Annotated in this window: 17 protein-coding genes; 8 read left to right on the top strand and 9 right to left on the bottom strand. The window is 47.7% G+C overall.

The window, feature by feature from the left end; genetic code table 11:
• Window positions 1–149: 149 nt before the first annotated feature.
• Window positions 150–917 (bottom strand): alpha/beta fold hydrolase, encoded by a 768-nt coding sequence (locus ETR37_RS01280; protein ID WP_033005422.1) that lies wholly within the window; start codon window positions 915–917, stop codon window positions 150–152.
• 116 nt (window positions 918–1,033) lie between these two features.
• Between ETR37_RS01280 and ETR37_RS01275 the strand changes: the two genes are divergently transcribed.
• The 4 genes from ETR37_RS01275 to ETR37_RS01265 all read left to right on the top strand — a co-directional run bounded on the left by ETR37_RS01275 (window position 1,034) and on the right by ETR37_RS01265 (window position 3,450).
• Window positions 1,034–1,840, top strand: coding sequence for a Cof-type HAD-IIB family hydrolase (locus tag ETR37_RS01275; RefSeq protein WP_129446802.1), 807 nt, complete (start codon window positions 1,034–1,036; stop codon window positions 1,838–1,840).
• A 215-nt stretch (window positions 1,841–2,055) separates the two neighbouring features.
• Window positions 2,056–2,208 (top strand): hypothetical protein, encoded by a 153-nt coding sequence (locus ETR37_RS19020; RefSeq protein WP_015374103.1) that lies wholly within the window; start codon window positions 2,056–2,058, stop codon window positions 2,206–2,208.
• A 2-nt stretch (window positions 2,209–2,210) separates the two neighbouring features.
• Entirely contained in the window at window positions 2,211–2,411 is a 201-nt protein-coding gene (locus ETR37_RS01270) for a DUF3813 domain-containing protein (protein ID WP_015374102.1), read from the top strand.
• Between the two features lie 175 nt (window positions 2,412–2,586).
• Window positions 2,587–3,450: a DegV family protein gene (locus ETR37_RS01265; protein WP_081212623.1), complete on the top strand. Its 864-nt coding sequence runs from the start codon at window positions 2,587–2,589 to the stop codon at window positions 3,448–3,450.
• A gap of 56 nt (window positions 3,451–3,506) precedes the next feature.
• Here ETR37_RS01265 and ETR37_RS01260 read toward each other — a convergent pair whose 3' ends face one another.
• Entirely contained in the window at window positions 3,507–3,899 is a 393-nt protein-coding gene (locus ETR37_RS01260) for a Fic family protein (protein ID WP_020754817.1), read from the bottom strand.
• Window positions 3,900–4,218: 319 nt separating this feature from the next.
• On the opposite strand from ETR37_RS01260, the gene ETR37_RS01255 reads away from it, so the two are divergent.
• Window positions 4,219–4,350 carry a DUF3941 domain-containing protein gene (locus ETR37_RS01255; protein ID WP_008879040.1) on the top strand — a complete coding sequence of 44 codons (132 nt, stop codon included), beginning with the start codon at window positions 4,219–4,221 and terminating at the stop codon, window positions 4,348–4,350.
• 52 nt (window positions 4,351–4,402) lie between these two features.
• On the opposite strand, the gene ETR37_RS01250 is transcribed toward ETR37_RS01255, so the two are convergent.
• Genes ETR37_RS01250 through ETR37_RS01225 form a run of 6 tightly spaced genes read right to left on the bottom strand, consistent with a single transcriptional unit; the run spans window position 4,403 to window position 10,037 of the window.
• Window positions 4,403–5,680, bottom strand: coding sequence for a TRAP transporter large permease (locus ETR37_RS01250; protein WP_015374099.1), 1,278 nt, complete (start codon window positions 5,678–5,680; stop codon window positions 4,403–4,405).
• Window positions 5,677–6,174, bottom strand: coding sequence for a TRAP transporter small permease (locus ETR37_RS01245; protein WP_015374098.1), 498 nt, complete (start codon window positions 6,172–6,174; stop codon window positions 5,677–5,679). Before ETR37_RS01245 ends, ETR37_RS01250 begins: the two co-directional genes overlap by 4 nt.
• A gap of 54 nt (window positions 6,175–6,228) precedes the next feature.
• The gene (locus tag ETR37_RS01240) at window positions 6,229–7,269 is read right to left on the bottom strand and encodes a TRAP transporter substrate-binding protein (protein ID WP_033005420.1); all 1,041 of its coding nucleotides are present in this window, start codon (window positions 7,267–7,269) and stop codon (window positions 6,229–6,231) included.
• A complete protein-coding gene (locus tag ETR37_RS01235) occupies window positions 7,266–8,165 on the bottom strand; it encodes a hydroxymethylglutaryl-CoA lyase (protein ID WP_015374095.1) in 900 nt (299 codons plus the stop codon). The genes ETR37_RS01240 and ETR37_RS01235 overlap by 4 nt, the downstream gene beginning before the upstream one ends.
• Before the next feature lie 2 nt (window positions 8,166–8,167).
• Window positions 8,168–9,370: a CaiB/BaiF CoA transferase family protein gene (locus tag ETR37_RS01230; RefSeq protein WP_015374094.1), complete on the bottom strand. Its 1,203-nt coding sequence runs from the start codon at window positions 9,368–9,370 to the stop codon at window positions 8,168–8,170.
• Between the two features lie 7 nt (window positions 9,371–9,377).
• Window positions 9,378–10,037, bottom strand: coding sequence for a GntR family transcriptional regulator (locus tag ETR37_RS01225; RefSeq protein ID WP_015374093.1), 660 nt, complete (start codon window positions 10,035–10,037; stop codon window positions 9,378–9,380).
• A 288-nt stretch (window positions 10,038–10,325) separates the two neighbouring features.
• Between ETR37_RS01225 and ETR37_RS01220 the strand changes: the two genes are divergently transcribed.
• The 3 genes from ETR37_RS01220 to ETR37_RS01215 all read left to right on the top strand — a co-directional run bounded on the left by ETR37_RS01220 (window position 10,326) and on the right by ETR37_RS01215 (window position 11,542).
• The gene (locus ETR37_RS01220; protein WP_033005418.1) at window positions 10,326–10,817 is read left to right on the top strand and encodes a YajQ family cyclic di-GMP-binding protein; all 492 of its coding nucleotides are present in this window, start codon (window positions 10,326–10,328) and stop codon (window positions 10,815–10,817) included.
• Window positions 10,818–10,887: 70 nt separating this feature from the next.
• A complete protein-coding gene (locus ETR37_RS19015) occupies window positions 10,888–11,208 on the top strand; it encodes a hypothetical protein (protein ID WP_015374091.1) in 321 nt (106 codons plus the stop codon).
• Window positions 11,129–11,542: a peptidase gene (locus tag ETR37_RS01215; protein ID WP_240673863.1), complete on the top strand. Its 414-nt coding sequence runs from the start codon at window positions 11,129–11,131 to the stop codon at window positions 11,540–11,542. The genes ETR37_RS19015 and ETR37_RS01215 overlap by 80 nt, the downstream gene beginning before the upstream one ends.
• A gap of 576 nt (window positions 11,543–12,118) precedes the next feature.
• On the opposite strand, the gene ETR37_RS01210 is transcribed toward ETR37_RS01215, so the two are convergent.
• Complete coding sequence (locus tag ETR37_RS01210; protein ID WP_060787862.1) at window positions 12,119–12,829, bottom strand: B3/B4 domain-containing protein; 711 nt, start codon at window positions 12,827–12,829, stop codon at window positions 12,119–12,121.
• Window positions 12,830–12,846 lie beyond the last annotated feature (17 nt).

Raw genomic sequence — 12,846 nt, 5'->3', positions numbered from 1 at the left:
ATATCTCCCCCTTATATTCAAATATTCATTTGAATAAAAAATGTGCTCAAACGAAAAATCCGCCTTTTTTGTTTAAAAGGCGGATTCCCTCTTGTGAAGCACGCTTTAGCTGACCACAAACATGTTCGTTTCCTCATTGCCGATTTTGCTTACACATGCTCGCGAAACCAGCGCACCGTCTCCAAAAACGCTTCACGCGTCACTTTATGGCCGGCGTGCGGGTCGGCGATGAATTGCAGCCGGTCTTCGTTTCCTTCATAAAGTGGTTTAATTTGCTTGTAAAACTCATATGTATAAGCATACGGGACGACTTGGTCGGCTTTCCCGTGCCAGATGAACAACGGCCGCCCGGCGAGTGTTTCCGGCTGCTTGGATAAATCGTAGCGGGCGAGCTTTTCTTTTTCGAGCGCAAGCAGCGTCGGCGGCATCGGGATGTCAATCTGACGCCGTTTCGCTTCTTCCATCATCGCGTCAAAAAAGGCGCTGTAGTTCGGGCAGCCCATAAGCGCCACCGCCGCCTTCACCCATGGATACACAGCGAGCGCGCCAAACGTGACGATGCCGCCCATCGATGTCCCAGCGAGCCCGATCCGTTCAGGATCCGCCAATCCGTGGCTGACAAGGTCGTTTTTCATCTCCTCGATTTCGGTGATCGTGCGCACGACAATGTCCCAAAACGACAGCTGCAATTTTCGTTCGCTCAAGCCTTCGTCCCGCTCGCCGTGAAACAGCGCGTCGGGAAGCACAGCGCGGTAGCCCGCCTCCGCAAGCAAGTAGCCGAAATGCAAATTATGTTCTTTGGCGCTCGTAAAGCCGTGGATAAAGAAAATCAGCGGCAGCCGTTCGCCCCGCTTTTCCGGCTTGACAACGTGAAGAACCGGCACGCCGGCCAACTGTTCCTGTTCAATGATCACCATGGTTGCACAAACCCCTTTTCTTTTTCCATCGCTGTATAGTGTACCATATGGACAGTGATTTTGGAAAAGAGTTACACTATGTAGTGTAAAGAATAACGAGGGCAAAGGAGTCGGACATGAAGCCGTATTTAATCGCGTTGGATTTGGATGGAACGTTGCTCAAAGAGGATAAAACGATTTCTCCATTTACCAAAGACGTCATCCGCCGCGCCATCGACGCTGGCCATTTTGTTGTCATCGCCACCGGCCGCCCGTACCGGGCAAGCCGTATGTATTACGAGGAACTCGAGCTTACAACGCCGATCGTCAACTTCAACGGCGCGTTTGTCCACCATCCGCGCCAGCCGTCGTGGGGCATGCACCATTACCCGCTGCCGCTTGCGGTCGTCAAAGACATTGTTGAAATCAGCGAATCCTATGGAATCAAGAATATGATGGCCGAAGTGTTAGACAATGTTTATTTTCATCAACACGACGACGTCTTGCTTGACATCGTCCGCCTTGGCAACCCGACCGTGGAAATCGGTGATTTGCGCCGCTCGCTCGGCAAAGATCCGACGAGCGTGCTCGTGTACACAGACGATGATCATATCGAGCCGATTCAATCACACTTAGCGAATGTGTACGCCAACGTCATCCACCAACGGCGTTGGAGCGAACCGTGGCATGTCATTGAAATCATCCGCCATGGCGTCCATAAGGCCGCGGGCTTAAAACAAGTCGCCAACTACTTCGGCATCCCAAAGGAGCGCGTCATCGCTTTTGGCGATGAAGACAACGATTTCGAAATGATCGATTGGGCCGGGCTGGGCGTCGCCATGGGCAACGCTATCGAGTCATTGAAAACGGTCGCTGACGATGTGACGAAAAGCAACGAAGAAGACGGTATCGGCTTGTATTTACAAGATCTTCTAGGCCTGTAGCCCTGCCGCCCCCCTTGCTACGGGAGGCTTCTCGCGCCTCCCAACCACTTCTTTCCGCTTTTGCATTGATTTTTTCCTGTCGTGTCAAGCAGATTTCCGCTTTCAGAGCGACGAACGGCGGTTTGTAACGAATTTCCTTACTACTGTTCCCTGGCGGCGGTTACACTATACGTGACGCAACGCGCGTCTTCAACTTTTTAAAGGGGGAATCGGTCATGGGCAAACGAAACAAATCGAAGCGTTTCGTCCAGCAAAGCGTCGATGCAGTCGAACGGCATGACAAGCGAATCCCTTATCACCTGACGTACGCCGAGGCGGAAGCGCGCAAAGCGGAAAAAGCGGTGGAAACGTCGCTTGGAGGGGCATAACGATGGGCAACCGTCTGTTTCAAGAGGCGCGCAAAGCAGTCGCACAGGCGAAACAAGCCAAAAGCGGCGAGATCGACATGAGCGTCGAGCGCGCTGTTGCCATCGCCAAAAACGCCTTGTCATCCGCGTACGCGCATTCCAACACGGCAGAAAAAGCGCAGTTGCGTCAATTTCAAGCTGAGCTTGATGAGCTCACTCAATAACAGCTGCGGGCTTCCCGCAGCTCTTTTTTCTCTCGTCCCCGATTTTCCGTTGTATTCTGAGCTGAAAACCGCTACACTGAACATAGAAACATGAATCGCCGTTCACCTGCGGAAACGGTTCGTTCATCTGATAGAGCCGTGGGGAACACGAAAGGAGAAAAGAGGAGGACGAAAGATGTCCATTCAAATCATCACCGACAGCGGCGCGGATTTGCCTCAATCGTACATTCGCGAGCATCAAATCGCCTTTTTGCCGCTTGTCGTTCATTGGAACGGCCAAGATTACGAAGACGGCATCACAATCGAGCCGAAGCAAGTATATGACGCCATGCGCCAGGGGCATACGGTGAAAACGGCACAGCCAAGCCCGCTGGCGATGAAGGAGCTGTTTTTGCCATACGCCAAAGAAAACCGGCCATGCCTTTACATCGCCTTTTCATCGAAATTATCCGGTACATACCAGACAGCGATAGCGGTGCGCAGCGAGCTGCTTGATGAATATCCAGAATTTCGCCTGACAATCATCGACTCGAAATGCGCTTCGCTCGGCCAAGGGCTCGCCGTCATGAAAGCGGTCGAGCTGGCGGAGCAAAACACGCCGTACAACTTGCTTTGTGAAACGATCGAGGCGTATTGCCGCCATATGGAGCACATTTTCACCGTTGACAACTTGGACTACCTCGCGCGCGGCGGCCGCATCAGCAAAACCGCCGCGGCCTTCGGAGGCTTGCTCAACATCAAGCCGCTTCTCCATGTCGAAGACGGCGCGCTTATCCCGCTTGAGAAGCTGCGCGGGCGGAAAAAAGTGTTGAAACGAATGGTCGAGTTGATGGGCGAGCGCGGCGATGACCTGCAAAAGCAAACGATCGGCATCAGCCACGCGGATGATGAAGAAACGGCGCTTGAGCTGAAGCGGATGATCGAAGAAACACACGGCTGCACGCGCTTTTTCCTCTCCGACATCGGCAGCGCCATCGGCGCCCACGCCGGACCGGGGACGATTGCCCTCTTTTTTCTGAACAAATATATTGAGATCTGACGCCTTTTCCGCCGGACAAAACAAAGGCGCCTGCCCAACACAGGCGCCTGCCCTCATCACCGAAGTTGATCAAGAAGGTTGTAGTAGTAGTACGTTTTGGAACGCATCCGTCCATCCGAGAAAATGAGTTGCTGCTCCTCAAACCGATTCAAATAGCGCCGAACCGTTGCTTCCGGCAAACCGGTCAACGCCGCCATCATGTTCGCGGTGAAAATTGGATGCTGGAACATGACATGGACAACGGTTCGAATATGATGGCGGTTCACAAGCGCGCTTGCCTTTTCCAACTCTTCTTCATACAAATCGTTTACTTTTTGGACCAAGCGAACATTTTGTTTCGCCTGCAAATGGACACATTGCAGGAAAAATTGAATCCATTGCGTCCAGTCTCCTGTGTAGCGGGTATCATTCAAGTAGCGGTAATACTTGTGCTTATCCCGTTCCAGCACATCGCTGACAAAAAAGAAAACGCATTTGATTCACGACATCTTCGCTAAGCGGAAGCTTGAAGGGGACAAACGGGTTTCGTTTCATTTTCTATTGCCCTTTATGAACATTTTTATTAAAAAATGATCGTTAAATATCTATATTTACCCAATTACGTACATTTATCTCTATTTTTGCACTTAATTATACTCTGTGGCGAACCATTTGTGAAGAAAAATTCTCCATTTTCTTTCCACAAACTACCTTCCCCTATTTCCATATAGTTCATTTCCATTTGCCGCATACTAATGATGGACGATCAAAGCAAAGGGAGGACGACCGATGCCAAACACAAGCGACAATGACAAAAAAGCGCGCGACAACCAAGCGAAGCGCCATGAGAAAAACATGATGCGCGAAAAAAACCGCGAAGCCGGGAAGTTCGCGTATTCGAAGAAGACGGATCATTTATAAATCACAACAAAAGCTGCCTATCTTTAAATGTAGGCAGCTTCAGCTATTTTGCCTATTTCACACGGTCTATCAGGATCGTTGTCAATTCCGGAAAAATGGCCAGCACAACGATAAACAGCATCATAATGAGAGCGTAAGGCACTACGCCTTTTACGATCTCGGCAATCGTATTCGTTTTGTCCAGTCCTTTCAAAACAAACAAGTTCAGCCCTACCGGCGGTGTAATAAGGGCTAATTCCATATTGACGACCATAACGACCGCAAACCAAATGGGGTCAAACCCTAAAGCTGTGATGATAGGATACAAAATAGGCAGTGTAATCACAAGGATTGATATAGTTTCAAGAAAACAGCCTAAAATAAGCAGCACAATATTCACTAAAACGAAAATGGCCCAAGGAGATACTTGTTGTGAAGTGGCAAATTGCGTAATGGTCTGCGGAATTTGCAATATAGTCATGATGTACCCAAGAAGCATAGCTCCGACAATAATCATTAAAATCATTGCATTCGTTTTGACAGTTGATAAGACAATTGTTTTAATATTAGAAGTCGTGAAGTTTTTATATACGAAAATGGAAATCAAAATACTGGCCATAGCCCCAATGGCAGCAGCTTCCGTAGGGGTAAAGATTCCTGTATAGATTCCTCCTATGACAATGATGGGCAGTATAAGTCCCCATATGGCCTTTTTCGACGCTTCGAATCTCTCTACCCATGTCGCTGGCTTTTCCTTTATGTGGCACGTCTTCCATGAAGCATAGATCATGAATATTATCGTTAATAATATTCCTGGGATAATTCCGGCAACAAACAGTTTCCCAATCGATTCTCCTGTCACGGAACCGTATATAATCATCGGCACGCTTGGAGGAATGAGAATGCCTAATGTTCCCCCGGCAGCCAACAGGCCAAGAACTGTTCTTTTATCATATCCCCGCTTCGTCATTTCCGGAAGCGCGACCGCCCCAACAGTCACAGCAGTGGCAACACTCGAACCGGAAATCGCCGCAAAAATAGCACAGCAGAACAATGTGGCAATTGCTAGTCCTCCAGGAAGATGCCGAAACCATTTACTTGCCATTTCATATAAATCGCGCCCAACGCCGCTCACTACTAAAACTTGGCTCATCAAAACGTACATCGGCAAGGCGGTCAATGTAAAATCATCCAATGATTTGTAAGAAATGATCGGAATTTGTGAAAAAGAAAACGTCCCGCCATTGAACAGATACATGCCGCCAACTGCCAATAAGCCGAGCGCAAACGCGACAGGCAGTCCGATCAATAGCAGTACAGCCATTCCACCAAGGAAAAACGCCGCATTCATAAATGCCCATCCCCCTTTTGCGCTTCTCCGTCTACGATTTGCAATATAAAAGCAATACAAAGAAGTAAACCGCCAATCGGGAGAAACATTTCTGGAAGATACATAGGAATCCTCAATAATGATGATGAAGTTGTCCCTAGTTGATATGTGTTGACAACATGTTCGACACTGTAAATCGTAAAAATAAGACTGAAAATGAATCCACATACATTCGAGGCATACGCCAATATTTTTTGCACCTTGCTCGGCACAAGATTGATTAGTAAATCAACTGTAATATGGGAATATGTTCTCAACGTATAGGCAGAACCGAGAAAACAGCTCCCAATAATGGCGTATATGCATAATTCCGTAGCCCAAGTAGTCGGACGGTTAAACACCGACCTAGCGATAACGTCAAACGTTGTCATGCCTGTGGTTAATATGATCAATATTCCCGCTATCGCCCCGCCTGCTTGGATCAAACGATCTAAGAAATGATATAACCTCCTCATCCTTGACCTCCTTAACCAATAAGGGAGGGAGCCTTCCCTCCCCGTCTTCCCTACTCACTGGATGTTTTCCACTATATCGAGCAACTCTTTGCCTAAATCCCCAGCTCGCTCGATATACACTTCCCTTGCTGGTTGGGCGGCCTTTTTCCATTTTGGAAGATCCGATTCGGGAACAACGTACACTTCCATCCCTTTTTCTGCTAATTCTTTGGCCGTTCGTTCATCTTCCTCTTTCGCTTTCGCCCTAATCCATTGCTCCGTTTGCTGTGCAGTCTCCGTTAAGAGATGTTTCGTTTTTTCAGGAAGCCGATCCCAAAAGTTTTTATTGACCGCAAGGATGAACTCCAAGTAGGAATAATTGTTTATCGTTAAATACTTAGCGACCTCATCGTAATGCCGTTGAAGCATCGCTGTCGTCCCTGATGTCGCTCCATCAATTGTTTTTCTTTGCAGCGCTGTATAGACTTCCCCTGCTCCCAAAAATACCGGCGATGCCCCATAAGCTTTGATCATTTCCGATGGAATGTCGCCAATGCTGCGTATTTTCAATCCTTTAAAGTCTTCAGGTGACTTAAGCGGTCTGACGTTGTTGGCAAATTGTGCATAGCCATAATCGGCATACATGAGAACTTTTACCCCTTTTTCCTCCATCGCCTTGTTCAACTTTTCTCTCAACTCTCCAGACAGCGCTTTGCCAGCTGTTTCATGGTTAGGAAAAGCGTACGGGACATCAAAAATCCCCATTGCTGGAACTGTAGAAGCCCACAGTGTTGAGGAGTTGACCCCCATCTCCACCCCGCCGGTTAGTATGGCTTGGTTCATCTCTTTATCACTCAACAATTGCCCAGCAGGATATACTTGAATCTTCACCTTGCCTCCTGATTTTTCTGTCACCGTTTTGGCGAAATTTTCGACGCCAATGGAAATATGATGATCTTGCGGAAGATTGTAAGCCAGCCTGATGGTGACAGGTTCATATCCATTTTCCTCACCTTTATTCGGTTGTGGTTCCGCTGTGGAAGAACTTTTGCCGCATGCGCTTAACAGAATGGAAGCAGTCAATAAAGCTCCCACAAACAACGCTCGTTTTCTCACTTGCACTTCCCCCTTTTTTCTACTTGTCTTATTCTCCCTAATGGTTGATTGGATGTAAGACTAGCAGCGAAGTCAGCCGCCGCCAGCAATTTTTCAAAATCAATGTCTGTTCTAACCCCCATTCGTTCAAGCATATAAACCAAATCTTCGGTTGCTAAATTGCCCGCCGCTCCTGGGGCGAAAGGACATCCCCCTATGCCGCTGACAGACGTTTCAAATATGTTCACACCCGCTTCCAATGCCGCATAAGCATTGGCCAATCCCAGCCCCCTTGTATCATGGAGATGAATCGCAATAGGAATGGATGGCACCACCTGCATCACTTCAGCGAGCAGTTGTTTAACTTGTTTAGGAGTTGCGATTCCAATCGTATCGGCGATCCCAATCCGATCAACCCCGACTTCCGCCGCGCGTTCCACCAAGGATATAACTTTTGCTGGAGCTACTTCTCCCTCATAAGGACAACCAAAACTTACCGCTATGGAAAAACAGATTTTTATATTCAATGCCTTGCTTTCTTGAACAATCGTTTTGAACTGCCCGAAATTTTCGTCGATGCTCATCCCAATGTTTTTGCAATTGAATGTTTCGGTGGCGGCTGTTACCCAGTTCACCTCAGACACGTTTGTTTGTTTCGCCCGCTCGAATCCTTTTTGATTTGGAATCAATGCCACAAACTCAATTTCACCAAACGTTTCACATTGCTTTATGACTTGCTCAGCATCGGCCATTTGCGGAACTTTTCGGGGATGAACAAAAGAGGTGGCTTCAATTTTCTTCACATTGGAGTCAACAAGCATTTCAATCAGCCTTTTCTTTTTCTCAGTGGGAACGATAGCCGGTTCGTTTTGCAATCCGTCCCTAGGACTTACATCAATAATCTGGACGTCCGCCAAATTTAAATCACCCCTTCCTTTTTCAATTGTGTGAGTTGGTCATGAGAATAACCGAGCATCCTTACATACACTTCTTCATTGTGCTCTCCCAGCTTCGGTCCGACCCACTTCATTTGCCCTGGAGTGTCAGACAATTTTGGAACAATGCCGGGGAACAGGCACTCCGTCCCGTCCTCTAGTTTTACCGGCAATAACATGCCTCTCTCTTTATACTGAATATCATTCACAATATCTCGAATACTATAAATAGGTCCTGCCGGAACGGATGCTTCATCGAGGGCGTTTAGCACTTCTTCCAACGTGTGCTGTTTCGTCCATGCTTCTATTGCTTGATCAATCAACTCAGCATGTTCTGCTCTTCCTTGGTTGTTAGCGTATTGAGGATGATCAGCAAGGTCACGACGCCCAATTGTTTTCATGAGACGCTGGAATATATTATCGCTGTTTCCCCCGATAACAACATGCTTTCCATCTTTGCATTCATACGTATTCGATGGCGCCACACCCGGGAGAGTGCTGCCCGTCCTCTCCCTTACAACACCGCTTAACACATACTCTGGCAATGCGCCTTCCAATAGACTGAACACTGATTCGTAAAGGGCGACATCAATCAGCTGACCTTTTCTTTCTTTATCTTCTTGTCTGACACGCAACGCCATTAACGTTCCGATCACGGCATACAACCCTGCAACGAGGTCTCCAATCGCGATTCCCACCCTTACCGGGGGACGGTCTGGATAACCCGTCAAATATCGCAATCCTCCTATCGCCTCAGCCACACTTCCAAATCCGGCCTTATCCCGGTAAGGTCCAGTTTGGCCATACCCGGATATCCTTGTCATAATGATAGACGGGTTTATTTTCTTTAACTCTTCATAACCCAACCCCCATTTTTCGAGCGTTCCCGGTTTAAAGTTTTCCAGCACGACATCAACTTTCGGGATGAGCTCTCTAATGATCTGTTGGCCTTCCGTTTTCCTTAAATTCACTGTAATCGATTTTTTATTTCTGGCTTGTACATACCACCAAATCGAAGAGTGGCCGTACATAATCCGCCAGCTTCTCAGCGGATCTCCCGATACCGGTTCTTCAACTTTAATCACTTCTGCGCCAAATTCAGCCATGATTTTCCCCGCAAACGGCGCCGCTACAAAATTCCCCATTTCCAATACTGTTATGCCTTCTAGAGGCAATGTCTTGGACACCCTTTTTTCACTTCCTCCCTTGGTAAATGCTTATATAATACTTGTAATCGCTTTCAATATGTTTTTCCATGCATTCCCTTGCTTTGTCTGCATCTCCTCTTTCAATGGCTTCGAATATTTGAATATGTTCTTGAATAGCTGATTTCATCCGCAACATATTTTGTTTTAAGATAGCAACTCTGTACAAACTGTTTATGCCGCGGATTTGTTCGATCATCCTAATTAAAAACGGATTTCGACTAGCTTCTACGATCCCCTCATGGAATTTTGTATTCATCTCGAGAATTTCTTTTAGCCCCAACGGTTGTGCATCTATGCCAATGAGCTGTCTCCTAAGATCTTCAATTTGGTTTTTCGTTATTCTCTGTGCAGCATAGTAGGCGGCAAGTGGTTCAAGCACCACCCTGCATTCATAAAGATACTGGAAGTTTTCAATATCAGGGCTGAATACCGCCACCCCTCCCCCCTTATTCACGGTGACAAGCCCCTCTTTTTCGAGCATGCGGATCGCTTCGCGAATAGGACTTCGGCTTACTTGAATTTGTTTCGCTATTTTTTCCTCTACGAGTCTTTCCCCTGGGGCAAATCCTCCTGTAATAATTTCCTCACGTAAATATTCATACACTTGCTTTTTCAACGTTTCTTTTTTCACTATTTGCTGTTTCAACGTTAACCACCTTCATTTTCGTCGACTGTATACAGGACATGCTCAATGTTGAGCCGATTGGCTCTGTTGTCATCATATTTATGAAACAAGGGAAAAAATTATGACATTGATTTTTATAACGAAAAAGACCATAACTCAGATATACTGCTTCATCCGACACATAAGTAAAACCGCCCATTGCTTCGAACTTCTGCTTAAAGGGGAGTCTGCCTTCTCCCTTGCTTATAGTTGCCTTCCCACCCATCATTTTCTATAATGAAAGTACATCACACGCCCGGGAGGTTGCTTATGTCCAAAGAAAGTTCGTTCGATATCGTATCGAAAGTCGATTTGGCGGAAGTGGCGAACGCCATCAACATCGCCATGAAAGAAATCAAAACACGCTACGACTTCAAAGGAAGCAAAAGCGACATTTCGCTCGAGAAAGACGAACTCGTTCTCATCTCCGACGACGAGTTTAAGCTTGAGCAGCTGAAAGATGTGCTCATCGGCAAGCTCATTAAGCGCGGAGTGGCGACGAAAAACATCCAATACGGCAAAATCGAGCCGGCCGCAGGCGGCACGGTGCGCCAGCGCGCCAAGCTCGTCCAAGGGATCGACAAAGAGAATGCGAAAAAGATCAACACGATCATCAAAAACACCGGCTTGAAAGTGAAAAGCCAAGTGCAAGACGACCAAATCCGCATCAGCGGAAAAAGCAAAGACGACTTGCAAAAGGTGATCGCCGCCATTCGCGAAGCCGATTTGCCGATTGACGTGCAGTTTGTGAACTACCGCTGAAACAGGCAGAAGCGCGCTGCCTGTTTTTTCATCATATAGAAGAGTGATGTTTATAGGGGAGGAAGCAAGTGTGTCTGATTGGGGGATGGTTGTTTCGTTTCTTCTCGGCTTTTCCCTTCAATGGGCGTCCAAAAAATTGGAAAGATGGAACGCAGCCTTATACGTCCGGCTATTCGCTGCATTGATTGGAGCGGTTTGGGCATGGTGCGGTTTTGTTCAAGGCGGATTGCTGCAGTCTGTTGCGATGTTCGGCGCGTTTTGGCTCAGTTGTGAAGTCATCCCGCTGCCAAAACGAAACCGCGTGCCAACATATGACATCATGGCCGAACTGCAAGCGAAAGGAGCAAAAGAAAATTCTTGTTCCGCGCGAAAAAACGCGAGCGTTGCTTGATATCGGCTTCTCGGCCTTATTCATCGGCATCGCCATTCCGTATTTTTGGATTGGCTCTCCATCTCCCGTTGTGGAGCTGTTTCTCTTATACGGCATTTTATCGATGACGGCGGGACTTTTCAAACGGATGGCGCTTTTTCGTTCGCTCCGCCTGTTTTATGACCAACACGACCATGCGCTCTATCTCATCTCTTCCGTTGAGGTGAAGCGATATCCATTGGATCAGTGCGTTGACATCCAAATGCATACAGCCCCGGATATTTTGCAGCTATTCCATCTGTTTCACTTGTTCTCCCCTCATGCCGACTATACCGTCAACATAGGAAAAACGTAGAAACTGTCGTTTCCAGGGGAGCGAGTGTATCTCAATCCTGGATCGCTGGCATCAATGAACATTCTTCCAAAACCGTTGTCTTCACAGAAAGTGATTCGCATCCAGCCGTTTTATCATCCAAGCAATTGGAAGCGGCTGCTTGGAAAAGTGTATTTCTCCGCGGGCCGATGTATTGGCGCATTCATTCGCTCCGCACAACCGAAATCGGATGGAGCACTAAAAAACTTCGATTATGGTGGCGCGACTGTTGGCGCGAATCACTTCCTGATTTTGTGAAAGAGTGGCTGCATATATAGATGCAACGAAATCGTTTCACATATCTTTGACGGAAGACCGAACAACAACCTGGAAACAGCGTTGTTCGGTCACCCGACAGCCGGGTGCAATGACCGGCAAAAGCGATAAATGTTAAACAGACAACCATCATCAGACGCCAACCATTCTTCCGACCAGAACATCGGCAACAGTGATCACCAGCGCCGCTCCGACAATCGGCCTCACAAGGCGCATCGCCTCCCCTTCCCCGCCGGGGCGGCCGATGCAGAAGCAACCAGAGCAAAGCGGCTGAAGCGATCCTTAATCTATTATCGGTATTTCCGAATGACGGGCATCCAATAGGTGCTTCTTCACTGTACCGCCAAGATGGCGTTGTATTAAACAGGCCAGTTCCTCTAACGCTTGATGAAGCGCTTCATGCCTTGTGTCATCTATTGATTCCATGCAAAGAAAGGCGCGCTTCGTCTGTTCGGTGAGCATCGTCCGTTGGGCTTCCCGCCAATTCCAGCAGCGGCATATGACTCCCATGTCATCTTTATACACGATTTCCCCTTCATACGGTGGGTCGTTTTCCTCTCCTCCCAACGGGATGAATGGTTCATTGCCATCCGCCAGCGCCAGCCGGATGTCGCCGACAAATGTGTCGATATCCTCTCCACCACATGGAAGCCCGTAGCGCAATGAAATACAGTTATAGATATCCACAAGCGGGTTGATCGTTGGAATGTGATGGCCGTTTTTCACTCTTTTCAACAGCGCTTCAACCGAACAACGCGCCCCTTTTTTTGTTCTGAATCGTCGAAATGCCTCTCGCCAAACACTGATGACGGGGTTGCGGCTCAACTCTTCAAACTCTAGGAATTTCCGTGCCTCTTTCTCCGCCTCCCGCAGCATTTGTTCGTAAACACTGGCATTCTTGATGCTGTTGTCAATCCCTTGGGCAACGACCACACCGATTTTGGCATGGGGAAATATGGCCCAAACATCGTCTTCAACAACAAAACGTGTCATCATTCACTCCTCCATTT

The sequence above is a fragment of the Geobacillus sp. PK12 genome, from assembly GCF_004123125.1.
GTDB classification, from domain to species: domain Bacteria; phylum Bacillota; class Bacilli; order Bacillales; family Anoxybacillaceae; genus Geobacillus; species Geobacillus zalihae.
Note: the sequence above shows the minus strand (reverse complement) of the source record. Positions and strands in the feature narration are given on the sequence as shown.